This window comes from Streptomyces sp. NPDC015532 (genome assembly GCF_043078065.1).
Lineage (GTDB): Bacteria > Actinomycetota > Actinomycetes > Streptomycetales > Streptomycetaceae > Streptomyces.
Genome location: NZ_JBIBSY010000014.1, coordinates 120,000 through 142,934, shown reverse-complemented (window position 1 = coordinate 142,934; position 22,935 = coordinate 120,000). Strand labels below are relative to the sequence as shown.

Annotated in this window: 20 protein-coding genes; 12 read left to right on the top strand and 8 right to left on the bottom strand. The window is 73.6% G+C overall.

All coding sequences use genetic code 11. The features are described 5' to 3' along the window. The first annotated feature begins 41 nt into the window (after nt 1-41). Both ACF07B_RS32805 and ACF07B_RS32800 read left to right on the top strand, forming a co-directional pair. Complete coding sequence (locus tag ACF07B_RS32805; protein ID WP_369485080.1) at nt 42-1,022, top strand: zinc-binding dehydrogenase; 981 nt, start codon at nt 42-44, stop codon at nt 1,020-1,022. A gap of 80 nt (nt 1,023-1,102) precedes the next feature. Further along, nucleotides 1,103-2,602 (top strand): MFS transporter, encoded by a 1,500-nt coding sequence (locus ACF07B_RS32800; protein WP_369485079.1) that lies wholly within the window; start codon nt 1,103-1,105, stop codon nt 2,600-2,602. Between the two features lie 74 nt (nt 2,603-2,676). On the opposite strand, the gene ACF07B_RS32795 is transcribed toward ACF07B_RS32800, so the two are convergent. Next, a complete protein-coding gene (locus tag ACF07B_RS32795; RefSeq protein WP_392181639.1) occupies nt 2,677-4,083 on the bottom strand; it encodes an NAD(P)/FAD-dependent oxidoreductase in 1,407 nt (468 codons plus the stop codon). A gap of 9 nt (nt 4,084-4,092) precedes the next feature. Further along, nucleotides 4,093-4,746 (bottom strand): rhomboid-like protein, encoded by a 654-nt coding sequence (locus ACF07B_RS32790; protein WP_392181704.1) that lies wholly within the window; start codon nt 4,744-4,746, stop codon nt 4,093-4,095. Between the two features lie 211 nt (nt 4,747-4,957). Here ACF07B_RS32790 and ACF07B_RS32785 point away from each other — a divergent pair, with 211 nt between their 5' ends. Beyond that, nucleotides 4,958-7,933, top strand: a complete 2,976-nt coding sequence (locus ACF07B_RS32785) for a BTAD domain-containing putative transcriptional regulator (RefSeq protein WP_392181638.1) — start codon at nt 4,958-4,960, stop codon at nt 7,931-7,933. 21 nt (nt 7,934-7,954) lie between these two features. Here the strand turns inward: ACF07B_RS32785 and ACF07B_RS32780 are convergent, their stop codons facing one another. The 3 genes from ACF07B_RS32780 to ACF07B_RS32770 form a co-directional block, all read right to left on the bottom strand. After that, entirely contained in the window at nt 7,955-8,611 is a 657-nt protein-coding gene (locus tag ACF07B_RS32780; protein WP_369485064.1) for a sigma-70 family RNA polymerase sigma factor, read from the bottom strand. Nucleotides 8,612-8,796: 185 nt separating this feature from the next. Further along, nucleotides 8,797-9,756 carry a hypothetical protein gene (locus ACF07B_RS32775; RefSeq protein WP_392181637.1) on the bottom strand — a complete coding sequence of 320 codons (960 nt, stop codon included), beginning with the start codon at nt 9,754-9,756 and terminating at the stop codon, nt 8,797-8,799. A gap of 11 nt (nt 9,757-9,767) precedes the next feature. Beyond that, nucleotides 9,768-10,595 carry a lytic transglycosylase domain-containing protein gene (locus tag ACF07B_RS32770; protein WP_392181636.1) on the bottom strand — a complete coding sequence of 276 codons (828 nt, stop codon included), beginning with the start codon at nt 10,593-10,595 and terminating at the stop codon, nt 9,768-9,770. A gap of 171 nt (nt 10,596-10,766) precedes the next feature. Between ACF07B_RS32770 and ACF07B_RS32765 the strand changes: the two genes are divergently transcribed. From ACF07B_RS32765 to ACF07B_RS32730, 8 genes are all read left to right on the top strand, one after another. After that, nucleotides 10,767-11,465 (top strand): hypothetical protein, encoded by a 699-nt coding sequence (locus tag ACF07B_RS32765; protein WP_392181635.1) that lies wholly within the window; start codon nt 10,767-10,769, stop codon nt 11,463-11,465. Next, a complete protein-coding gene (locus ACF07B_RS32760; RefSeq protein WP_369486747.1) occupies nt 11,462-11,743 on the top strand; it encodes a hypothetical protein in 282 nt (93 codons plus the stop codon). The genes ACF07B_RS32765 and ACF07B_RS32760 overlap by 4 nt, the downstream gene beginning before the upstream one ends. A gap of 79 nt (nt 11,744-11,822) precedes the next feature. Then, nucleotides 11,823-12,110: a hypothetical protein gene (locus ACF07B_RS32755; protein ID WP_369486748.1), complete on the top strand. Its 288-nt coding sequence runs from the start codon at nt 11,823-11,825 to the stop codon at nt 12,108-12,110. Nucleotides 12,111-12,128: 18 nt separating this feature from the next. Next, the gene (locus ACF07B_RS32750) at nt 12,129-12,878 is read left to right on the top strand and encodes a hypothetical protein (protein WP_392181634.1); all 750 of its coding nucleotides are present in this window, start codon (nt 12,129-12,131) and stop codon (nt 12,876-12,878) included. Between the two features lies 1 nt (nt 12,879). Then, nucleotides 12,880-14,106: a hypothetical protein gene (locus tag ACF07B_RS32745; protein WP_392181633.1), complete on the top strand. Its 1,227-nt coding sequence runs from the start codon at nt 12,880-12,882 to the stop codon at nt 14,104-14,106. Nucleotides 14,107-14,242: 136 nt separating this feature from the next. After that, nucleotides 14,243-15,736 carry an SCO6880 family protein gene (locus ACF07B_RS32740; protein WP_369485829.1) on the top strand — a complete coding sequence of 498 codons (1,494 nt, stop codon included), beginning with the start codon at nt 14,243-14,245 and terminating at the stop codon, nt 15,734-15,736. A gap of 368 nt (nt 15,737-16,104) precedes the next feature. After that, nucleotides 16,105-17,613 carry an ATP/GTP-binding protein gene (locus ACF07B_RS32735; RefSeq protein WP_384241183.1) on the top strand — a complete coding sequence of 503 codons (1,509 nt, stop codon included), beginning with the start codon at nt 16,105-16,107 and terminating at the stop codon, nt 17,611-17,613. Next, complete coding sequence (locus tag ACF07B_RS32730) at nt 17,610-19,406, top strand: type IV secretory system conjugative DNA transfer family protein (RefSeq protein ID WP_392181632.1); 1,797 nt, start codon at nt 17,610-17,612, stop codon at nt 19,404-19,406. Before ACF07B_RS32735 ends, ACF07B_RS32730 begins: the two co-directional genes overlap by 4 nt. Here the strand turns inward: ACF07B_RS32730 and ACF07B_RS32725 are convergent. Together ACF07B_RS32725 and ACF07B_RS32720 are read right to left on the bottom strand one after the other, a co-directional pair. After that, nucleotides 19,324-20,547, bottom strand: a complete 1,224-nt coding sequence (locus tag ACF07B_RS32725) for a DUF418 domain-containing protein (protein ID WP_392181631.1) — start codon at nt 20,545-20,547, stop codon at nt 19,324-19,326. The two genes, ACF07B_RS32730 and ACF07B_RS32725, sit on opposite strands and share 83 nt — an antisense overlap. A 161-nt stretch (nt 20,548-20,708) precedes the next feature. Further along, on the bottom strand, nt 20,709-21,101 hold the full coding sequence (locus tag ACF07B_RS32720; RefSeq protein WP_392181630.1) for a hypothetical protein: 393 nt from the start codon (nt 21,099-21,101) through the stop codon (nt 20,709-20,711). Nucleotides 21,102-21,263: 162 nt separating this feature from the next. Between ACF07B_RS32720 and ACF07B_RS32715 the strand changes: the two genes are divergently transcribed. Next, nucleotides 21,264-22,298, top strand: a complete 1,035-nt coding sequence (locus tag ACF07B_RS32715) for an NlpC/P60 family protein (protein ID WP_392181629.1) — start codon at nt 21,264-21,266, stop codon at nt 22,296-22,298. A gap of 198 nt (nt 22,299-22,496) precedes the next feature. Here the strand turns inward: ACF07B_RS32715 and ACF07B_RS32710 are convergent, their stop codons facing one another. Beyond that, nucleotides 22,497-22,928 (bottom strand): DUF4913 domain-containing protein, encoded by a 432-nt coding sequence (locus tag ACF07B_RS32710; RefSeq protein WP_362393150.1) that lies wholly within the window; start codon nt 22,926-22,928, stop codon nt 22,497-22,499. Nucleotides 22,929-22,935 lie beyond the last annotated feature (7 nt).

Genomic DNA, 22,935 nt, shown 5'->3' with positions numbered 1-22,935 from the left:
GGGCCTGTCCGGTCGATCACGCCGATTCCGAGGAGCCCCCGATGTACGCGATCCGACTGCACGCCTTCGGTCCCGCGGAGAACCTCGTCCACGAGCGGACGGATGACCCCGAGCCGGGTCCCGGCCAGGTCCGGATCGCCGTGGCCGCCGCGGGTGTCCACCTCCTGGACACCGCCCTGCGCGCGGGCATGCGGGGCGGCCCCGCCCCCGAGCCCGTGCTGCCGACCGTTCCCGGCCGTGAGGTCGCGGGAACCGTCGAGTCCCTCGGTGAGGGCGTCGCCGGGCTCTGGCTCGGCCGGCGCGTCGTCGCCCACCTCGGTTTCGCCCCCGGCGGCTACGCCGAGCTGGCGGTCACGGAGGTCGAGCGCCTCCACGACATTCCCGGGAATCTCGACTTCGCGCAGGCCGTCGCCATGATCGGGACGGGCCGTACGGCCATGGGGATCGCGCAGTTCGCCGAGTTCGGCCCCTCCTCCGTGGTCGTCGTGCCCGCGGCGGCGGGCGGTGTCGGCACGCTCCTCGTGCAGTACGCGCACCACGCGGGCGCGACCGTGGTGGGCCTCGCGGGCGGCCCCGAGAAGGTGGCGCTGGCCCGCGCGAACGGCGCCGATCCGGCCGTGGACTACACCGACCCCGGCTGGCCGGGGAAGGTCCGCGCGCACCTCGGCGGCCGGGCGGCGACCGTCGTGCTCGACGGCGTCGGCGGTGACGTGGCCCGGGACGCCGTCGCGCTGCTCGGCCCCGGCGGCCGGCACCTCGTCTTCGGCTGGTCCGGCGCGGGCCTGCGCGGCGGCTCCCCGTACCTCGTGGAAGGGGTCTCCGAGCAGGTGCTCGGCCCCGTGATGATGCGCAGGGCGGGCGGACCCGACCCCGTGCGGACCCTGGAGCTGCGGGCCCTGGCCGAGGCCGCGGCCGGCCGCCTGGTCCCGGCCGTGACCCGTTTCCCCCTCGCCGAGGCGGCCTCGGCGCACCGAGCCCTGGAGAACAGGGCGACGACCGGAAAGGTGGTGCTGGAACCATGACCACGAGCCGTGGGAACGCACCTCGTCAAGCCGAGTCACCCGAAGATGCGACTCCTTCCGTTCCATGGTCTTCTGGGCGAATGAGTGTCACCCGGACAGGTGAACCGGAAGCGCCCGTGGGTCCCGACCCGCATCGCTGGTGGGCGCTGGTGATCATCGCGCTCGCCCAGCTCATGGTCGTGCTGGACGCGACGATCGTGAACATCGCGCTTCCGTCCGCGCAGCACGATCTCGGCATATCCGACGGCGACCGGCAGTGGGTCATCACGGCCTACACGCTGGCCTTCGGCGGGCTGCTGCTGCTCGGCGGCCGTGTCGCCGACCTCGTCGGACGCAAACGCACCTTCGTCATCGGGCTGATCGGCTTCGCGGTGGCGTCGGGCATCGGCGGCGCGGCGACCACGTCGGGCATGCTGTTCGGCGCCCGCGCCCTCCAGGGCGCCTTCGCCGCCCTGCTCGCGCCCTCGGCGCTGTCCCTGCTGACCACGACCTTCACCGACCCGAAGGAACGCGGAAAGGCCTTCGGTGTCTACGGGGCGCTGGCGGGTTCCGGTGCGGCGATCGGGTTCATCCTGGGCGGCCTGCTGACGGAGTACCTGAACTGGCGCTGGTGCCTGTACGTCAACATCCCCATCGCGGTCATCGCGGTCTTCGGCGCGTTCGGACTGCTGAACGACCGGCCCGGCCACAAGAACGTCCGGCTGGACGTGCCCGGCGCGGTGCTGGGCTGCGGCGGACTGGTGGCCATCGTGTACGGGGTCAGCGAGGCGGAGTCGCACGGCTGGTCGTCCCCGCTGGTGCTGGGTCTGATCGGGGGCGGGATCGCGCTGCTGGTCGCGTTCGTGTGGTGGCAGAACAGGGCGCCGAGCCCGCTCCTGCCGCTGCACATCGTCAAGGACCGCAACCGTGCCGGCTGCTTCCTGACGATGGGGCTCGCCGTCATCGGCATGTTCGGCGTGTTCCTGTTCATGACCTACTACCTCCAGGTCGTCCTCGGCTACTCGCCGGTGAAGACCGGGCTGGCGTTCCTGCCGCTGACCGTCGCGATCATCATCGGTTCGACGCAGATCTCGGCGCGGCTGCTGCCCCATGTGGCGCCGCGCGTGCTGATGGTCCCGGGCATGATCCTCGCGGCCGGCGGCATGCTGTTCTTCACCCAGCTCACCGTCGACTCCGCGTACGCCACCGAGCTGCTGCCGGGGCTGCTCCTGCTGGGTCTGGGCATGGGCCTGACCTTCATGCCGGTCTTCGCCACCGCGACCGCCGGGGTCGCCCCGCAGGACGCGGGCGTGACCTCGGCGACGGTCAACACCTCGCAGCAGGTGGGCGGTTCGATCGGCACGGCGCTGCTGAACACCATCGCCACCACCGCGAGCACGGCCTACATCGCCGCCCATCTCCGCGATCCCTCGCAGAGGGAGCTGATCACCCGGGAGGGCGTCGTCCACGGCTACACCGTGGCCATCTGGTGGGCCGTCGGCATCATGCTGCTGGCCGGCCTGGTCGCGGGGCTCATGGTCACGGCCAAGGCCCCCAAGCACGCGCCGTCGGACGCGGCGGTCGCGGAATCGGTGGGCTGACCGGGCTGACCCGGAATCGGTGGGCTGACCCCGGAGCGCGGGGAGCCGGCGGCCGGCGGTCCCCCGGCAGCGGGTCAGTGGCGCCCCGCCACCCGGTCCGCGATCCGGGCCAGCCGGGACGACTCCGGGCTGTGGGTGGCCCCTTCGCGGCGGTCGGCCGTGCGGTAGGTCGCGTACATGCCGTGGACGCCGATCCAGCGGAAGGGCTCCGGTTCCCACTTGCGGACCTTGTGGCCGACCCAGGGCAGGTCGGTCAGCTCGGTCGCGCCCGCCTGGCCGGAGTCCTGCCGCACGAGGTCGCGCAGGGTGCGGGCGGCGAGGTTGGCGGTGGCGACGCCGGAGCCGACATAGCCGCCGGCCCAGCCGAGGCCCGTCGAGCGGTCCAGGGTGACCGTGGCGCACCAGTCGCGCGGGACTCCCAGGACGCCCGACCAGGCGTGGGAGACCTGGACGCCGGTCAGCGACGGGAAGAGGCGGACGAGGATCTCGTACAGGGCGTCGACGGTGGACGGCTGGGTGCGGCCGTCGTTGTCGGTGCGCGAGCCGAAGCGGTACGGGACGCCGCGGCCGCCGAGCGCGATCCGGCCGTCGGCGGTGCGCTGGGCGTACATGTACGCGTGCGCCATGTCGCCGAGCGTCTCGCGGCCCTCCCAGCCGATCTCCGCCCACTGTTCGGCGGTCAGCGGCTCCGTCGCGATCATCGAGGAGTTCATCGGCAGCCAGGTCCGCTTCTGGCCCTTGAGGTTCGCGGTGAAGCCCTCGGTGCAGCGCAGGATGTAGGGGGCGCGGACGGTGCCGTACGGGGTCACCGCGTGCTGCGGGCGGATCTCGGTCACCGGCGTCTGCTCGTGGAGGGTGACGCCGAGCGCCTCGACGGCGGCGGCGAGGCCCTTGACCAGCTTCACGGGGTGCAGCCGGGCCCCGTGCGGGGTCCAGGCCGAGCCGACCGCGTCCGCGACCCGGATCCGCCCGGCGGTCTCCTTCGCGCCGTACAGCTCGCGGTCCTTCTCGCCGAACGACAGCTCGTGCGCGTGGAAGGCCTTGAGCCGCGCGAGCTGGGCGGGCGTGTAGGCCACTTCCAGGACACCGCCCTGGTGGATGTCGGCCTCGATGCCTTCCCCGGCGGCCACCCGGACGACCTCGTCCACGGTGCCGTTCATGGCCCGCTGGAGCCGTACGGCCGCCTCCTGGCCGTGCAGCTTCGCGTACCGGTCGCGGCCCGCGATGCCGTTGTAGAGCCAGCCGCCGTTGCGCCCCGAGGCGCCGTAGCCGCAGAACTTCTGCTCCAGGACGGTGACGCGCAGGAAGGGGGCCGCCTTCTTCAGGTAGTACGCGGTCCACAGTCCCGTGTATCCGCCGCCGACCACGACGACGTCGGCGGTCGCGTCGCCGGGCAGCGGCTCCCGGGGTGCGGGCAGGCCGTCGTCCGCGTACCAGAAGGAGATGCCACCGTTCACGACCCTGTTCGCCGAGCTGCTCATGGCGGGACGTTAACTCCGGCGGATGTCGGCTGTCTCCTTCGGATTCCGTGCTTTTCCGCGCCCTCTGGTCAACGGATAACAGGCGAGTCCGATGAGAACGGAGGTGAAATGCCCGAGATCGGTGAAGGTGCGCTCGATCATGAAGGGAATCCCGTACGCCGCCAGGACGGCCACCAGATACGCGTACCGCCAGGGTGCGGCGATCCGGTAGGTGAGCACGCCGACCACCCCCGCCAGCGCGTAGCTCACCCCGACATCGAGGGTGTCGACCGCGGACTGCGGTGCCACGCCGTGTTTGATCGCCCAGAGCAGCGCACCCTCGCTGACCAGCGTCGACAGGACGTGCGCGGCCGCGTTGACCGCCAGCCAGCGGGCGGTTCCCAGCCATCGTTCGGCGGGCGCCTGGAAGACGGTGTAGAGAACGGCGTACGGAATCCAGTGCCCGCCGTCGATCCACATCGCGCTCGCGAACAGCACCCGCACCGGATTGTTCGACAGCTCGTGGATGTTCGTCGAGCGCTGCCGCAGGAAGTCCTCTTCGAAATCCGGGGACATGTGGTGCAGGGCCACGGTGGTGACGAAGAGAACCGTCAGCCAGATGTACGTGCCCGGCGCACCGCGCACGTACATCCACACCCTGTGGAAGAACCGTTCACCCCGCATGACCTGATTCACCCATGCCCGCAGTGTCCCTGATGTGATCGACATTCCGGACGAGCCTCCCGGAAACCGGGCTGAGACCCACGGATCCCCGGGTCCGGCGGCGGCGGCCGGGCCCGTCGGCCCACTCCGATGTGTCGCGCACACGACACGAACCTGTGAAATGGCCGAATCGACCGAGTGTTCGTAGCGGCCCTGGCTACTCTCTGGTGCCGTGGACGTCACTCATGGTGCGGGAGCTCTCCGTTTCTCCTTGCTCGGCCCGTTGCGCGCCTGGCGGGGCGAGACGGAACTGGCTCTCGGCTCCCCGCAGCAACGGGCCGTGCTCGCGGTGCTGCTCCTGCGCCGCGGGCGCGCGGTCGGCGTCGGCGAGCTCGTCGACGGCATCTGGGGACAACTCCCGCCGGCCGGCGCCGTCCCCGTGCTGCGCACTTATGTGTCACGGCTGCGCAAGCTGCTGGAGTCCGGACGGACCCCGGGCGCCCCGCCCCGCCTCGTGGTCTCCATCGGGGACGGATACGCGCTGGTCACCGAGGAGATCACCAGCGATCTCGGCGACTTCGAGGACAACCTGGCGCGGGCCGAACGCCGCCGCGCCCGGGGCGACAGCCGCGGGGCCGCCCGGCTGCTGGACACCACGCTCACCGCCTGGCACGGCACCCCACTGGCGGGCGTTCCCGGGCCGTTCGCGCAGGCCGAGCGGACCCGCCTGGCCGAACGGCGGCTGGCCGCACTGGAGTACCGGCTCCGCGTGGAGCTCGAACTCGGACGCCACGAAGCGGTGCTGCCCGAACTCGTGGCACTGCGCGCCGCGCAGCCGCTGCGCGAGGCCGTGTGCGAACTGCTGCTGGTGGCCCTGTACCGCTGCGGCCGGCAGGCCGAGGCCCTGGAGGTCTACGCGAGCACCCGCCGCACGCTCGTGGACGAACTCGGCATCGAACCCGGCCCGTCCCTGCGGGCCGCGCACGCACGGCTGCTGGCCGGGGACCTGGACCTGTCGCCGCCGCCGGTACCGGTACCGGCCGCGGACCCCGTCCCCGCGGACCCCGCGGACGGCGCGGACACCGAGCCCGCGGACGAGCCCGGCCGGGACGATCCGCCCCGGGCCGCGGGTGACGTACACCCGTCCCAACTCCCCGCCGACCTGCCGCTGTTCACCGGACGTGACACCGAACTCGGCAAGGTGGACGCGCTGTTGCCCGCCGACGGGCATCCGGACACGGCCGTCATCGGCCTCGTCAACGGGATGGCCGGGGCGGGCAAGACCACCCTGGCCGTGCACTGGGCGCACCGGGTCGCCCACCGCTTCCCCGACGGCAGCCTCTATGTGAACCTGCGCGGATACGACCAGGGCGGCTCCGTCATGGACCCCTCCGAGGCGCTGGAGACCTTCCTCGTCGCCCTCGGCGTGGCCCCGCAGGCCGTCCCCGAGGGCCTCGACGCGCAGGCCGCCCTCTACCGCAGCGTCCTCGCCCGCCGGCGCGTCCTGATCGTGCTGGACAACGCCCGCGACAGCGGCCAGGTACGACCGCTGCTGCCCGGCACACCGGGCTGTCTCGTCATCGTCACCAGCCGCAGCCGGCTGACCGGACTGGTCGCCGGTCACGGCGCCCACCCCCTCACCCTGGGCCCGCTGACCACCGACGAGGCCCGCGCCATGCTCACCCGGCGCATCGGCACCGCGCGCGTGGACGCCGAACCGGAGGCCGCCGAGGCCATCGTCGGGCTGTGCGCCCGGCTGCCGCTGGCCCTCGCCATCGTGGCGGCACGCGCCGCCCACCACCCCGGCTTCCGGCTCGCGGACATCGCGGGGGAACTGCGCGAGACCCACGGAAGCCTGGACGCGTTCACCGGCGGCGACGCCCACACGGACGCGCGCGCCGTCTTCTCGTGGTCGTACCACGCGCTGCCGTCCGCCGCGGCGGAACTGTTCCGCCGGCTGTCCCTGCACCCGGGACCCGACATCAGCACGGCCTCGGCCGCCGCCCTGGCCGCGGCGCCCGCGCGCCCGGTGCGCGCGCTGCTGACCGAGCTCACCGGGGCCAGCCTGCTCGGTGAACACGCCCCGGGCCGCTACGCCTTCCACGACCTGCTGCGCGCCTACGCCCGCGAACTGGCCGACACCGAGGACACCGAGGAGCGGCGCGGCGCCGCGCTGCGCCGCATGCACGACCACTATCTGCACACCACCCACCACGCCTCCGCGATCATCAGCCCGCGCCGCGAGACCCTCCCGCTGCCACCGAGCACAACGGACGGCGGCGCGCCCCGGTTCACCGGACGCAAGCAGGCCATGCAGTGGCTGCGCACGGAACGGCACGTCCTGCGGGCGGTCGTCGAGCACGCCGCCGCCCACGGCTACGAGGACCACGCGTGGCGCACCGCCGTCGGACTGGACCTGTACTTCGACCGGCTCGGCTTCTGGCACGACCTGATGGAGATCAACAGCGCCGCGCTGCGGGCCGCCCGGGCCATCGGCGACCGGACCGGCGAGGCGCACGCCCTGCGCGGCCTGGGCTTCTTCCACACCCGCTTCGCGCACTCCGCCGAGGCACGACGGGACCTCGGCCGCGCGCTGGAGCTGTTCCGGGCCGAGGGCGACGGGCCCGGCGAGGCCCGCACCCGGCGCTGTCTCGCCTACCAGGCCAACGGGGAGGGCCGGTTCACCGTCTCGCTGGACCACTACACGCACGCCCGCGAGCTGTACCGGGCCGAGGGCAACGTCACCAACGAGGCCATCGTCCTGAACGAGGTCGGCTGGACGTACATCCTGCTCGGGCAGCACGACAGGGCGATGGAGCACTGCGAGAAGGCCGTCGCGCTGCACCAGGAGACCGGCGACCCGATCGGCGAGGCCGCGGCACAGGACAGCGTCGGCTACGCCCTCCACCACCTCGGCCAGTACGGCGACGCCGTCGAGCGCTTCGAGCGGGCGCTGGCGCTGTACCGGGAGGTCGGCGACCACTATCTGGAGGCGGACACCCAGCGGCACATCGCCGAATCCAGGCTCGCCGCCGGTGACCGGGACGCGGCGATCCGCGCCTTCCGGGCGGCGCTCGCCCTCCTGGAGGAGAACTCCCACCCGGAGGCCGCGGACCTGCGCGAGACCCTGCGCGACCTGGACGCCCCCGAGTCCGGAGGGAGCGGCCCGGCACGAACGGACGACGCGACCGGACCGGGCCGGACGTGACCGGGCGCGGTCGGGAGGCGATCAGGCGGCGGTCCGGGCCGGCTCCTGTTCCGGTTCGTGCGCCCGTTCCTGCTCCGGTTCCTGCTCCGCCACCGGGTCCGGCCGTCGCGGAGGGCCGGACCCGTCCCCGTCCGCCACGGCGGCGTGCTCGCGCAGCGCCAGCCGTAAGCAGCGCAGCGCGTAGTACACCCGGGACTTGACCGTGCCCTGCGGGATGCCCAGGACCTCCGCCGCCTCCTGTGTGGTGCGGTCCTCCAGGAACGTCGCCCGGATCACGTCGCGGTGGGCCGGAGTGAGCGCCCGCAGGGCCTCCTGCACCACGATGGACGACAGCATCCGCTCGATGTCGTCCACCTCGGCGCCCAGTTCGCCCAGCCAGGTGGCACCGCCTATCTCCAGCGGCCGCGCCCTCCGCGTCCGGTGCGCGTCGATGACGAGGTTGCGGGCGACCCGGAACATCCAGGGCCGCACGGCCATCCCCTCGTCGTCGACCAGGTTCCGCTTGTTCCAGCAGCGCAGCAGCGTCTCCTGGATGACGTCCTCGGTACGGTGCGTGTCCCCGCCCAGCAGGCGCAGCACGTACGTGTAGAGCGCCGGGCCGTGTTCCAGGTAGAGGTGGCGCAGCGCCCGCTCCTCGGAAGAGACCGAACTCGCCGATCCGATGACGGTGACGTTCATGGAGTGCTCCTGTTCCTTGGGACGACCGGACCCGGCCGGGGCGACCGGTACCGGGTCCTCCGGGGGAACGGAGTGTTCCGAGGGGCGTTCCACGTTCGTTTGACGTCGGGTGTACGAGGCGATGGACGCGCTGGTCGGGGCCGATGTGGCCACGGGGGCCGTGGGGTCGCGGGCGGCGACCGGGCTCAGACGTACGGCTCCAGGGCGTCGACCTGTCTGCGGACCTGTCCGACGAGTGCCGCGCTGCCGGGGGGCAGCAGACCGTGCCGGTCCAACATGGCCCACATGTGCAGGAGTTCACGCCCGTGGGCGACGACGGCCCGGTCGTCGTCGAGCTGCTGCCAGGCCGCCGCCGCCCGCGCCACCTCCGCGGGTGCCCGGCCGTCCCTGGCCCCGCAGCGGATCCGCGCCACGGCCAGCGCCAGCACGATGGCCTCCCGGTGATCGCCTCGCAGGTACGCGAGGTACGCCTCGACGGCCCGTGCCTCCACGGCGTACGGGTCCTCGGCGCCCATCGAGCCCGTCAGGCTCTCGCGCAGCGCGGTCGCGCCGGCGAACGCCTCGTCGAGCCGTCCGGCGGCGGCCAACGCGTTGACGCGGCCGATCCGTTCGGTGAGGTCGGCGGGGAGAGAGGCGGTGGCGGGGGCCCCGGCCGCCTCCGGCACCTCGGCGCGGGCGGCGGCCGTGGCACGGGCCCGCGCCACCGCGGTGGCGACGGCGGAGGCGGTGGCCGCGGCGGGGGCCGGAACGACGACGGCGGGAGCCCCCACGGTGGCGGCGGGAGCGACTTCCGGACTCGGAACCGGGTCCGGGCCGGCGCCGGTTGCGGCGACCGGGGCGGCGGCCGAAGGAGCCACGGGGTCGGGCTCGGCGGCCGAGGAAGCCACGGGGCCGGGCTCCGCTGCCGGCTCCTCGTCCGGTTCCAGGACGCGGCTCGACCCGTCCGCGAGCACCTCCAGCAGGAACCGGGCGGCGCCGGGGCCGTCGTACACCGTCGCCACGACGGCACCGGCACGCTCCTCCGCGTGCCCCTGGAGGCGGTCGAGGACGGCCTCGTGCACGGACTGGCCGGGCTCGGGGACCAGGGTGTGTCCGTCGATCTCGGCGAGCCCTTCGCCGGAGATGTACACATCGAAGCGGGCCATGGCTGTCCTCCTCAGGTGGTGGTCGGCGCGGGGCCGGTCGTGGTCGCGTCCGGGTCGGGCGTGACACCCGGAGTGGCGCCCGAGGGAGGGGCGCCGATGCCCTGGTACTTCGCGAACTGGGCGCGGACGGCGAGGACATAGCCCTGGGCCTCGTTCGTCCGCGGCACCCCCCGGGCCGCGCGCACGGCGTCCATCCCGACGTCGTAGCCGGCCAGCGCGAGGTCCAGGACGGTGTTGGTGGTCCCGTTCCCGTCGCTCTGGTCCACCTCGCCGGCGTCGATCATCTGCTGCCCCTGCCTGGCCAGTTCGCACAGGTAGCGGCCCTGCGCCATGATCGAGTCCTTCGCGTCCAGGGCGGAGGTCTTGCCGTTGTCGTCGTCGTCCTCGCCGTACTGCTTGAAGATCTCGGGCGGCAGCTGCGAGAGGCCCTGCTCGCCGTTCGGGCCGACCAGGGCGCTGTTGAAGCCGGACTCCTTCTCGATCTGGGAGGCGATGACGATCGGGCCGATCGCGCCGCACAGTTCACCGGCCTTCTGAATGGGGTCCACCAGGTCGGCGGGGACGGTGGAGGTGTCCAACCGGCCCTTGCCGTCGCCCTGGAAGATGCCGAGCGACTGGTCCGCGTCGGCCTGGCTCGGGGGATCGCCCCCGCCGCCGTGGAACAGCAGGTACAGCGCGATGAGCGGGGCCAGCAGAACGCCGAACCCGCCCATGATCACCACGACGACCAGTGTTCCGGCCAGGGCGAGCGGTGACAGCAGGCAGCCGCAGCCGGTGCCCGCGATGATCCCGTTGCGCACGGCGGTCGACGAACCGCCTTCCCCGCTCTCTTCACTCATGAGCGCCCGCCTTCTTCCCCTCGCCTTGAACCGCCGTGGCCACACGGCCCGTTGTGCTGTCCGACGGGCTCGACAGACCGAAACGGGCCCCGGCGCAAATAAGTTCAAACCAGTGGAAACCAGATGAGCCAGAGCAGCCGATCAACGAGCGAAGAGGGGGGCGGGGCACACATGGGCACTCCTTCGGCGATGCCGTCGGGCCCGGGGTCATGGGTACGGGGGCCGAAGAACCCGGAGCGGACGCCACCGGATGCGCGACCCGCTCCCGGCACCGGCGCCGCCGGCCGGCCGGCGGCGCCCGAGGCCCCGTCCGCCCCGGTCACGGCGGCCGCCCCGACGCCGCGGCCCGCCCCCGTGCGGCGCGCCGCGCAGGCTCCCGCCCCGGAGCCGGCCTGGGGCCGCCCGAAGCGGCCCGGCGCGGCGCGCGGCACGTCACGCGACGAGGTCGGATGGGTCAAGGCGCACGGCGGCTCGGGCGCGACCTCCCTCGTCGAGGTGTTCGGCGGAGTGGAGGTGGGGGCCCGCTGGCCCGACCCCGCCCGCGGCGAGCCGCGCCGGGTCGTCCTGGTCGGCCGGACCAGCGCGCGCGGACTGCGGTCCGTCTCCCAGGCGCTCGGCGCGCTCAACGACGGCCACGCCCCCCAGGGGCTCGAACTGCTGGGAGTGGTCCTCGTCGCCGACGCCCCCGGACGGCTGCCGCTCGGTCTGCTGCGCCGCGTGCGCGTGCTCCGCTCCGTCGCCCGGGTGCACCGCGTGCCGTGGATACCGGCATGGCGTACGGGCGGCCGTCCGAAGTCCGTGCCCGGACGACTCGCCAGGCTCGCCGAGCTGGTGGGCGCCGAGCACCGCGGCGAGGGGGCCGCGTCGTGACCCAGCCCCTTCTCGGCGCCCGGTTCCTGGCCGCCTACACCCCGCCCGTGGAAGCCGACACGATCCTCGGTCTGCTCGCCTGGTGCGCCTCGGCCTGCGGTGTCGGCGGACTCATCATCGTCGGCATCCAGATGGCGCTCCAGCTGCGCCGCGGCGACCCCGGCGAGGGCGGCGAGCACTTCCGCGGCGTCTTCTTCATCACCCTCAGCTGCCTGGTCGCCACGTCCGCCGGTCCGCTCGTCGCGGCCCTCGGCAGCCTCCAGCTCCTCGGTCCCTGACCCCGACGCGCCTTCGCGTAAAGCCAGTCACCCTCCCGCCCACCGCTCGTGCCGGGCGCCGAACCCTTCGGAGATCCTCATGTCCTCTCTGCTGTACGAAGCCTCCACCATCATCGCCGCCGGCGTCCCGCAGCCCGCGGCCAACGCCCCCGGAGAACTCACCTCCAAGGTCAACACGGTCCTCGGCATAGCCGCCTGGGCCGGCACCGCCGCCGGTGTCGCCGGAGTGCTGATCACCGGCGCGATGATGGCGATGTCCGTCAAGCGGGGCGAGAGCTCGGAGCACATGAGCCGGCTCGGCATGGTGCTCGGCGGCTGTGTCCTCGTGGCCACCGCGGGCCCGCTCGTCAGCTTCGTCTTCGCTTAGGCCCGGCGGACGGTCGTGATGTTCAAGCGCAGGGAGCGCCGGCCCGAGGAGTCCGGGCCCTACTACAAGCAGCGTGGCTGGCAGCTGTCGGCGGGATTCCTGGCCGTCGTGGTCGTGGTGGGCGGGGTCGTCACCGTGCTGTCCGGCCCGGACACGACCACGGCCCACGCGAACGCCGCGGCCTCCGCGGGCCCGCTGGCCGGACCGTCCGCGAAGGACGGCCGGCCCCGGGGCTGCCGTACCGACGACAGCGCGGGCACGGCACTGCCCGAGAAGCCGCCGGGGGACGTCGGCTGGCGCACGCTCGGTGTCGCGCGGGTGCCCGTCTCCGTCTCCGCGGGTCCGACCCGGATCCAGGGGCCCTTGTGGTGGTGCTACGCGCACACGCCCACCGGGGCCGCGCTGGCCGCCCACGTCATCCCCTCGCAGATGAGCGGCTCGGACTGGCGCACCGTCACCGAGCAGCAGGTCGTCCCCGGCCGGGGCCGCGACATGTTCGCGTTCCAGCGCGGCACCGTCCAGAGCACCGACAGCCGGACCAGCGGCACGGCCGTCGCGTCGTACGCGGGCTTCTCGGTGAGCTCGTACACCGACAGGACGGCGACGGTCAGGCTGCTCCTCAAGAGCGCCCAGGGATACGCGGCGACCGAGATCTCCCTGCGCTGGAGCGGCGGCGACTGGAAGGTCCAGCCCGACGACAACGGCTCGCTGCACTCGCCGGTGTCGGCCGTCCAGAGCACCAACGGCTTCGTCCTGTGGGGGGTTTGACGTGAACTGCACGTCCGGGAACCCGGTCATCGACCTGGTGAAGGGGTTCTTCAGCTTTCTCGGCGATCCCATCGGAACCATCGTCGACCTGATCGCGAAGACCATCCTCGCGGGCGCGGTCGCGGTGTTCGCGGCGCTGACCACCAATGTCCCGACGCTGGAGCAGACCCAGACGTCGAAGGACATCAGCAGCGACACGCAGTGGATCGTCGTCTACCTCGCCGTCGGCTCGCTGCTCTTCGCCGCCTGCCGCATGGCCATCGAGCGCAAGGGCGACGCGGGCCGTACGGCGCTGAAGGGCATCATGCGGGTGGTCCTCGTCTCGGGTGCCGCGACCACCGTGGTCGTGGCCGCCGCGGCGGTCGGGGACAGCTACTCCAACTACCTGTTCAACAGCGCCGTACGCGATTCGCTGAACAACGTCGGAGCCTGCTCGGACGGCAGCGGGATCCAGTCCTTCCTGCTGCTGGTCCTCGCGTTCCTGCTGCTGATCGCGGGGATCGTCCACACGGTCCTGATGTACATCCGGCTCGGCGTGATGATGCTGCTGCTGGGCACCCTCCCGCTGGCCGCCGCCGCCTCGATGACCGACTGGGGCTCCGGCTGGTGGCGCAAGCACATCGGCTGGATGATCGCCTGGCTGCTCTACAAACCCGCCGTCGCCCTCGTGCTCAACGCCGGCATGGCGATGATCAACTCGGGCAGGAACAGCGGAACCGGTGACGTCGCCACCATCAACACCCGCATCGCCGGTATCGGCGTCATGCTGCTGTCCGCCATCGCCCTGCCCGCGCTGCTGAAACTCATCGTGCCGGCGACCGCCGCCCTGGGCACCGGCAACCCGATGTCCTCCGTCGGCCAGGCGGGCTCCAGCCTGGCCAGCGGCGCCGTCCAGCTCGGCGGCAGCCGCGGCGCCTCCGGCGGCGGCGGGCAGATGGGGCCGAGCGGGGCGACCGGCTCGGGCGGCTCGGGCGGCTCGTCCGGTGCGGGCGGCTCGTCCGGAGGGGGCGGAGAGGCGGGCGCGGCCGGACCGGGCGGCGCGAACGGCGCGGCCGCGGCGGGCCGGGCCGGTGCCTCGGGCGCCTCCGCGGCGGGCGGCGGCGCGGCCGCGGCCGCCGGACCGGCGGGTGTCGCCGTCCTCGCGGCGGTGGCCGCGGCCCAGGTCGCCGGTGCCACGGTGACCGGCGCCGTAGACGGCGCCGACGGCGAACTGGGACACAACAAGTGATCACCGGGAGACGGCTCCCGCCGTCTCCCGCTCCACCCGAGAACGGCCGCCGGGTTCCCGCTCCCCCCTGGGAACCCGGCGGTCTCCCCGTCGCCGTGCCCTCCCCACATCACTTCACGAAGGGAAACCCGGACTCATGTCCACGGAAGCCGTCATCCACCCGACCTACGGAAACTGGCGCAGGCCACGACGGCCGGGGCTCGGACCGCTCGGACTCGTCGGCACCTTCGGGGTCTTCGGCGGGCTCGTCGTCACCCTGCTCGCGTCGCTGATCTCGCTGTACGCGGCGCTGGTCGTGTTCGTCCCGGTCGTCGTGTTCCTCGTGCCGCTCGCCATCCGCACCCAGGACGGGCGCAACGTCTACCAGCTGATCACCCTGCGCGTCGGATGGTGGCGGCGGAAGGCGAAGGGCGCGCACCTGTACGTCTCCGGCCCGCTGTCCGCCCGCCCCGGCGGCCGGTTCCGCCCGCCGGGCCTGCTCAACAAGGTCACCGCGACCGAGGGCCGGGACGCCTACGAGCGCCCCTTCGGCGTGCTGCACCACCCGGTCCGCAACCTGTACACGATCGTCCTCGGCTGCGACCCCGACGGCGGCTCGCTCATCGACCCGGACCAGGTCGACGTATGGGTCGCGCTGTGGGGTGAGTGGCTGGCCAGGCTGGCCCACGAACCCGGCCTGCGCGGCGCCACGGTGATCGTGGAGACCGCCCCCGACCCGGGCACCCGGCTCGCCCACGAGGTACTGCCGCGCATCCACCCCGACGCTCCGCCGGCCGCCCGCGCGGTCATGGAGGAGGTCGTGGAGCGCTACCCGAGCGCGTCGTCCGAGATGCACACCTACGTCACGCTGACCTACGGCGTCCCGCCGGGCCAGCGGCGCAAGAAGGACGACGTGATCGCCGATCTCGCCATCCGCATCCCGGGCCTGCTCAGCGGACTCGTCGCGGCCGGCGGCGGTGCCGCCTACCCGCTGTCGGCCGAGCGGATCGCCGAGGTCGTCCGGGTCGCCTACGACCCCGCCGTCGCCGCCGACGTCCTCACCGCCCGTGCCCAGCAGGGCGGAACGGGCCTGGAATGGGACGACGCCGGCCCCGCCGCCGCCGTCGAGACCGTGAACAGCTACCAGCACGACTCCGGCGTCTCCCGGACCTGGCTGCTGACCCTCGCACCGCGCGGCACGATCCGCTCCTCGGTGCTCCGCGGCATGCTGGAGGCGGCCCCCGGCACCCGCCGCAAGCGGGTCGCCCTGGTCTACCGGCCCATCGACCCGGCCACGTCGGCCCGCATCGTCGAGGCCGACCGGCGCAGCGCCCAGTTCATGGCCTCGTCCGGCAAGGGCATGGTGCAGGCCCGCGCGGCCTCCGAGGTGCGGGCGGCGGAGCAGACCGCCGCCGAGGAGGCCTCGGGCGCCGGGCTCGTGGAGTTCTCGCTGATGCTGACGGTCACCGTCGACAGCATGGAGGAACTGGCGGACGCGAGCGTCACCGTCCGCAACCTGACCGCCGCGTCCCGGGTGCTGATGCGGCCCGCGGACCGGATGCAGGCGGCGGCGTTCACCTGCACCCTGCCCGCCGGGATCCTTCCCTGGGAGCAGACCCTCGTCCCGCACGAACTCCAGGAGGCGCTGTGAGCCGGCGCGAGCAGAAGCGGGCCGAACGCGCCGACCGTCTGGCCGAGGAGCGCCAGGCGCTCACGGCCGTGGACGGGGGCCGCTCCGGACGAAGGGAACGCCGGACGGAGAAGGCCACGGGAAAGACCGCGGGGACGACCGCGGGGACGACCGCGGGGAACGCCGCCGGAAAGTCCGCGGGGCACGCTGCCGGGAAAGCCGCGGGGCACGCCGCCGGGAAGGGCGCGGGGCACGCTGCGGGGAAGACCCCGGGGCACGCTGCCGGGAAGGCCGCGCAGGCGGCTCCGGAGAAATCCCCGGCCAAGCCCAAGGAACTGTTCGTGCCGCATCGCGGCTGGTACGGCGTGGGCGGCGGACGCGTCGGCTACATGGACCCGCCCACCATGTGGCGGGCCACTACCGTGCAGGCGTGCGGCATGTGGCCCTTCGCCGCCGGCTCCGGGTCTCCCATGACCGGGGTCCCGCTCGGACAGCACCTGTTCACCGGTGCCACCGTCTGCGGCGACCCGCTGAACTGGTTCACCCGGGCCCGTTACATCTCCAACCCCTCCCTGTTCATGCTCGGCATGCCGGGCCTCGGCAAGTCCACCCTGGTCAACCGCATGCTGATCGGGCTCGCCGCGACCGGGGTCGTCCCGCTCGTCCTCGGCGACCTCAAACCGGACTACGCCGACACCGTCCGCGCGCTCGGCGGCCAGGTGATCTCCATCGGCCGCGGCCGGGGCGGCATCAACGTCCTCGACCCCGGCGCCATGGGCGAGGCCGCCGCGAAGATCGGCGGCGAGGCCGGCGAGGTCCTGAAGGCCGAGGCGCACGGACGCGTGCTGAACATGGTCGCCGCCCTCATCACGATCGTCCGCGGGCGGCCCATGGACGACCACGAACAGTCCGTGCTCTCCGCCGTCCTGCACCACCTGCGCGAACGGACCACCGAGGGAAGGGCGTTGCTGCTGCCCGACGTGCTGCGGGTGCTGACCGAGGGCCCGCCCCGGGTGCGCGCCGTCACGCTCGACCGGGGTGACGACGCCCGCTACCGGGACGCCGTCGACCCGCTGCACCGCTCGCTGCTCGGCATTCTCGACGGCCCCCTCGGCGACACCTTCGCCTCCGAGACGTCCACCCGGATCGATCCCGACGCGCCCGCCGTGTGCATCGACATCTCCGGCATCGGCGAGGCGGACACCCAGCTGACGGCCGCGGCGATGCTCGCGGCCTGGTCGGACGGGCTAGGCACGGTCGCCGCCTCGCACGCCCTCGCGGACGCCGGACTCGCGCCCCGGCGCTGGTTCTTCACCGTCCTCGACGAACTCTGGCGGCCCCTGCGCGCCGCCTCCGGCATCGTCGACCGCATCGACGCGCTGACCCGGCTGAACCGCTCGCTCGGCCTCGGCGACGCGAAGATCACCCACACGCTCAAGGACGCCGAGGCCCTCGGCACCGACGCCGACCGCGCCAAGGCCCGCGGCTTCGTCGAGCGGGCAGGGATGGTGGTGTGCGCCGGGCTGCCGAAGACGGAGATGGAGGACCTGGGCAAGGTGGTCGGCCTGTCGCGGCGCGAGATCGACCTCGTGTCGTCCTGGTCCTCGCCACCGGGCTGGGGCGTCAACGGCGACAACGAGGAACCGCCGGGCCGTGGCCGCTTCCTCATCAAGGTCGGCGGCCGGCCCGGCATCCCCATCAAGGTCGCCATCACCGACGCGGAGCGCCGGCTGCACAACACCAACACCCGCTGGACGCCGAACGAGGACGCCGTCGAGAAGGCCGCCGCCCACGCCGCGGCGCAGGTGGCACGGGCCGCGCGGGAGGGTGTCCACGGGTTCCCCGGCGCCGCCGGCACCCCCGGTGGCGGCCCGGCGGCCGGGCGGTGGACCGCGTGAGCGCTCCCCGTGGCGGAAGCGACCCGCACGACCTGCTGCCGTGGGCCGTCGCCGCCGTCGCCGGCACCGGTCTGCTGATGTTCACCGTCGCCTGGTCCGGTGGCACCCTCGGGGCCGGACTCTCCGGCAACGGCTGGGCCGCCCCGCCGTACGCCCTGTCCACCGTCACCCGTCTGATCTCCGACGGACCGGCCCCGCTGTGGCCGACCGCTCCCGCCGCCGCCGTCTACGGGGGCATGACCGGCCTGCTCGCCCTGGTGACGCTGCCCGTCGCCCTCCTCGTACGCCTCCTCACGGACCGTTCGGCCCGCCCCAAGGGCCTGGCCGGACGGCGGGAGCTGGCCGCGATGTGCCCCAAGGGCATCGAGGCCCGCGCCCGCGACCTGCGCCCCGGCCTCAAGGGCCGCGACCGGGTGCACCCGGACGAGACCGGGAACCTCCTCGGCGACCTGGAGCCCAAGGGCCCCGAGCTGCGCAGCAGTTACGAGGACGTGGAACTCGACCTCATGGCGCCCCGCGCCGGCAAGTCGACCGGGATCGCCGTCCCCCGGGTGCTGCGCGCCCAGGGTGCCGTCCTGCTCACGTCCAACAAGGCCGACGTGTACGCCGTCACCCGCGCCGAACGCGCGAAGGCGGGCACGGTCTGGACGTTCGACCCGCAGGGCATCGCCCACACCCCGCGCGCGATGTGGTGGAACATCCTCGGCGAGTGCCACACCATCGAGGGCGCCCGCCGGATGGCCGGCCACTTCGTCGCGTCCGTCAACGACGACACCGCGAAGAAGGACTTCTGGATCTCGGCCGCCCAGAACACGCTCACCGCGCTCTTCCTCGCCGCCGCCCGCGCCGGGACCCCGCTGAGCGAACTCCTCGCCTGGCTCGCCGACCCCGCCGACCGCACCCCGGTCGACCTGCTCCGCGAGGTCGGGCTCGTCGCGATGGCCGAGCAGTTGCAGGGCACGGTCCGGGGCGCGGTCGAGACGCGCGACGGCATCTACGAGACCGCCCGGCAGACCGTCTCCTGTCTCCTCGACCCCGAGATCCTCGCCTGGGTCACCCCCGACCCCGTCCTGCCCGAGTTCCGCCCCGACCGGCACGTCCTCGGCCACGACACGCTCTACCTCCTGTCCAAGGACGGCGGCGGTTCGGCGGCCGGCGTCATCGCGGGACTCGCGGACGCGACGATGCGGGCCGGTGTCGTGGCGGCCGAGCGCATGGGCGGCCGCCTCGACCCGCCGCTGACCGCGGTGCTCGACGAGGCGGCCAACGTCTGCCGCATCTCCGATCTCCCCGACCTGTACTCGCACTTCGGGTCCCGCGGCATCAACGTCGTCACCCTGCTGCAGAGTTACCGCCAGGGAGCCCGGGTGTGGGGCGAGGTCGGCATGGACGCGCTGTGGAGCGCGGCGACCGTCAAACTCCTCGGCGCGGGCCTGGACGACGCCGACTTCGTCCAGAAGATCTCCACCCTGGTCGGCCAGCACGACGTACGCACCCCGAGCGTCTCCCGCAGCAAGGACGGCACCTCACGCTCGTACTCCTACCGCCAGGAAGCCGTCCTGCCGCCCGACCGGATCCGCGCCCTGCCGAAGGGAACCGCGCTGCTCCTCGCGACCGGGGTGAGGCCCGCCCTGATCCGGCTGCGCCCCTGGTACAAGGAGCCCGGAGCCGGCGCCATCTCGGCGGCGGCGAAGGCGGAGACCGCGGCGATCACGGAACGGGCAGCGGGCCGTTCGCTGCCGGGCGTGACCCTGGGCAAGCCGGCGCCCGGCCGGGACGCCGCGCCAGCGTGACCGTACGCAGCGCCAGTTCGACGGGCCCGTAGCGGACCCGGCTCATCAGCGCCGCGCCGACGGCCAGTTGGAGGCCGTACAGGAGCAGGCAGCCCGCGAGGACGACGGCCGTGCCCACGCGGTCGTAGAGCCCGAACCCGTACCCGGTGAACACACAGGCCAGGACGAGCGACTGGGTGAGGTAGTGACTGAGCGCCATGCGCCCGGAGGCGGCGAGCACGCCCGCCGCCGCGGGCACCGCGTCGGCCAGCAGGAGTACTCCGCACGCGTACGACACCGTGAGGGCCGGCGCGGTCAGCAGCGACACCGCGTGCCCGACCAGGAACCACCGGCTGTCCAGGGGCCCGTTCGCACAGCAGGCGGTGACGACACCGCCTGCCAGGCCGACCGGCAGCCACCGCGCGACGGTCCGCCGCAGCCATCGCCGGTCCCGCCCGCGCCGCTCCACCAGCCCGGCCCCGGCCGCCGCGAGTCCCGCCAGGAACGCGGCCAGCATGTCCGGGGCGTACATCAGGTTCGCGCCGAGCGCGGCGGGCAGCTCGCGCAGATGCGCCCCGATCACCGACAGGGGGCCGCCGCGGTAGGCGGCCACGGTGTCCGCGACCCGGGGCGCGTACCCGGCCGGAGTGAGCGGTTCGGTGAGGGCGACGGTCAGCAGACCGCAGCCGAGCAGCACGACGGCCAGGCCCGCCACCAGAGCGACCGCCAGGCGCACGGCCGCCCGGGGGGTGAGGTCGCGCAGGCCGTACAGGACCAGCGCCAGAACGGCGTACGTCATGAGGATGTCGCCGGGGTGGAGCAGCACGGCGTGCGCGAGACCGAGGCCGAACAGTCCCGCCGTACGCCGCAGATGCAGCGCGGGGAACACGGCGCCCGTCCGCCGGGCGGCACGCCGGTGGAGGACGAAGCTGTAGCCGAACAGGAAGGAGAAGAGCTGGTAGACGGTGGTGGTCGCGGTCACCGCCCACGCGGCGGCCCGGTCCGCGGCCGAGGCGTCGGGGCCGCCGCCGAACGCCGTGTAAGGACCCGCCATCAGCTGGGCGTTGACGAGCAGGATGCCCAGCAGCGCGAAGCCGCGCAGGACGTCGATCCCGTCGACCCGCCCGAGGCGGCCGAAAGCGCTCCCCCGGGTCCCCCGCACCGCGGCCCGTCCCTGTCCGCGCCCCCAACCCCGGAAGTGAGCCTGCCCCTGGGCCCGTCCCGGGGCCTGATCCTCGGCCTGCCCCTGGGCCTGTCCCTGGGCCTGTCCCCGCGGGTGGGCCCGTCCCCGCCTCCGCCCGTGGGCAGGGTGCCCGTCCCGGCTCACGACGAGACCACGACGCCGGTGCCGAACGCCAGGGTCGAGGACAGGAACCATCCGAACGACGGCGCCAGCAGGTACCGCAGCGTCCACAGGCGGGCCGTGGCCGGCCGGTTCCGCGCGTAGACCACGGGCACACTGCCGCCGACCGGCGGCAGCCCGCACAGCGGCCCCCGCCACCCCGGGTCGAGGACCAGCCCCTGCCCCAGATGGTCGGAGAACACCACGAGCCCGCCCCGTCGCCGGTCCGAGGCGGTGCGGGGCGTCACCCGGCCCATGACCCGCAGTCCGCGCACCCACAGCCGTACGGCACCCAGCGCCGACCGTGTCGCCAGCGTCAGAAAGCCGAGGCCGAGCCCCGTGCACAGCGCCAGCAGCGCCAACTCCGCGCCCATACCGATCCCTTCGTCCGCGAACCGCACCCAGGACGCACAACGGGGCGGGCGCCCCACCGGTTCATACCCACGGTTTGAACCACCGGACGCCACCGCCCCGTTGTGGGGACGACCCCGCCCCGCACGGCTCATGGGACGCCCATGGAAGGAGCTTCGGCACAGATGAGACGGACTCTGCGCGCACAGGGCCACCGGACGGCGGTGACCGTCACCCTGGCCCTCGCCCTGACGGCGACGGCCCCGCAGCCGGCCCGGGCCGAGCCCGGCACCCTCACCGAGGTACGCGCCGAGCTCAAGCGCCTGTACCACGACGCGGAGGTCGCCACGAGCAGGTACGACGCCGCCGACGAGAAGGTGACCGGACAGGAGAAGCGCGTCCACGCGCTCCGGTCCCGGATCGAGGCGGCCGAGACGAGACTGGGCCGCCTCACCTCGCTGGCGGGAGCGGCGGCCCGCGCCCAGTACCGAGGGGACAGTCTGCCCGCCGAGATGCAGTTCGCCCTCTCCGACAACCCCGAACGCGCCCTGGACAACGCCTCCTTGGCCCGGCGGGCGCAGCAGGCGACCCAGGGGGTGCTGACCGCGCTGACCGCCACCCGCGAGGACCTGGAGACCCGCACCGACGAGGCCGACGACGTCCTGGAGAGCCTGCGGAGAAACCGCCGTGCCAAAGACACCGAGCGCCGGGCGGTCGAGAAGCACATCGCCGCCGCGAAGAGGCTGGAGTCGCGGCTGGAGAAGAAGGAGATCGAGCGGCTCGCCGCGCTGGAGAAGAAGGAGGCCGACGACGCCCAGGCCGCGTGGGTGGACACGGGCATCCTCGACAAGGTCGGCACCGACGCGACCCCGGCCGGGCGGAAGGCGATCGCGTTCGCGACCCGCCAGCTCGGCAAGCCCTACGTGTGGGGAGCGGAGGGCCCCGACTCCTACGACTGCTCCGGCCTCACCTCACAGGCCTGGCTGGCGGCGGGCCACCCGATCCCCCGCACCTCGGAGGAGCAGTGGCGGCGGCTGAAGCACGTACCCCTCGAGGACATGCGGCCCGGCGACCTCATCATCTACTTCGCCGACGCCAGCCACGTCGCCCTCTACATCGGCGACGGCGAGATCATCCAGGCTCCCCGGCCCGGCCGCTGGGTGTACGTCTCCCCGGCCGCGTCCATGGAGATCCTCGGGGTGGTCCGCCCGGACGCCTGAGGCCCGGGACCTTGAGGCACGGACGCCTGAAGCCCGGACGCCTGAAGCCCGGACGCCTGAAGCCCGCGTCCGTGTCACCGACCCATGTGACACGGACGCGGGCGAGGGGCGGACCACGCCGGTCCGCCCCTCGTCGGCGCCGGGGCCCTGGACCCGTCCGTCGATCCCGGACGCGTCACCCGGCCCCGAAGGCGTCCGTCAGCCCTGGACCGGCGGCGGCCCGAATGGGTCGACGGCGTCGACGGCCGGGGCCTCCTTCGGGCGGTGCGAGCCGGGCTTGCAGCCGGCGAACACCCCGGACGGGTCCCGCAGGTTCTGCATGATCGGGCCCAGGAAGTCCCGGTGCCATCCGGCCGGGCCGCTCGGGCCGGCCCCGGAGCCCGTGTCGCTGAGCTCCTCCCAGGCGAGCCACAGCCCGTGCAGCTGAGCCACCGCCTCCGGGTGCTCCCACCAGCGCGAGCACCACGGAGCCATGGAGGTGACCTCCCTGCCGTAGACCGGGAGCAGCACGTGGTGCACCCACAGGGTGAGCTGCCGCAGCGCCCGGCCGTACTCGGGCGCCTCCAGGTAGAGGATGAACTTCGGCGCGGGGGGCGCCGCCTGCTCGGTGTCATGCGTCTGGACCGTCATGGCGCTC

What these genes read in the sequence shown, in the direction of transcription:
- ACF07B_RS32805 (WP_369485080.1), top strand. Translation starts at nt 42, where the DNA reads ATGTACGCGATCCGACTGCACGCCTTCGGTCCCGCGGAGAACCTCGTC.
- ACF07B_RS32800 (WP_369485079.1), top strand. Translation starts at nt 1,103, where the DNA reads ATGAGTGTCACCCGGACAGGTGAACCGGAAGCGCCCGTGGGTCCCGAC.
- ACF07B_RS32795 (WP_392181639.1), bottom strand. Translation starts at nt 4,083, where the DNA reads ATGAGCAGCTCGGCGAACAGGGTCGTGAACGGTGGCATCTCCTTCTGG.
- ACF07B_RS32790 (WP_392181704.1), bottom strand. Translation starts at nt 4,746, where the DNA reads ATGCGGGGTGAACGGTTCTTCCACAGGGTGTGGATGTACGTGCGCGGT.
- ACF07B_RS32780 (WP_369485064.1), bottom strand. Translation starts at nt 8,611, where the DNA reads ATGAACGTCACCGTCATCGGATCGGCGAGTTCGGTCTCTTCCGAGGAG.
- ACF07B_RS32775 (WP_392181637.1), bottom strand. Translation starts at nt 9,756, where the DNA reads ATGGCCCGCTTCGATGTGTACATCTCCGGCGAAGGGCTCGCCGAGATC.
- ACF07B_RS32770 (WP_392181636.1), bottom strand. Translation starts at nt 10,595, where the DNA reads ATGAGTGAAGAGAGCGGGGAAGGCGGTTCGTCGACCGCCGTGCGCAAC.
- ACF07B_RS32765 (WP_392181635.1), top strand. Translation starts at nt 10,767, where the DNA reads ATGGGCACTCCTTCGGCGATGCCGTCGGGCCCGGGGTCATGGGTACGG.
- ACF07B_RS32755 (WP_369486748.1), top strand. Translation starts at nt 11,823, where the DNA reads ATGTCCTCTCTGCTGTACGAAGCCTCCACCATCATCGCCGCCGGCGTC.
- ACF07B_RS32750 (WP_392181634.1), top strand. Translation starts at nt 12,129, where the DNA reads ATGTTCAAGCGCAGGGAGCGCCGGCCCGAGGAGTCCGGGCCCTACTAC.
- ACF07B_RS32740 (WP_369485829.1), top strand. Translation starts at nt 14,243, where the DNA reads ATGTCCACGGAAGCCGTCATCCACCCGACCTACGGAAACTGGCGCAGG.
- ACF07B_RS32735 (WP_384241183.1), top strand. Translation starts at nt 16,105, where the DNA reads ATGGACCCGCCCACCATGTGGCGGGCCACTACCGTGCAGGCGTGCGGC.
- ACF07B_RS32720 (WP_392181630.1), bottom strand. Translation starts at nt 21,101, where the DNA reads ATGGGCGCGGAGTTGGCGCTGCTGGCGCTGTGCACGGGGCTCGGCCTC.
- ACF07B_RS32715 (WP_392181629.1), top strand. Translation starts at nt 21,264, where the DNA reads ATGAGACGGACTCTGCGCGCACAGGGCCACCGGACGGCGGTGACCGTC.
- ACF07B_RS32710 (WP_362393150.1), bottom strand. Translation starts at nt 22,928, where the DNA reads ATGACGGTCCAGACGCATGACACCGAGCAGGCGGCGCCCCCCGCGCCG.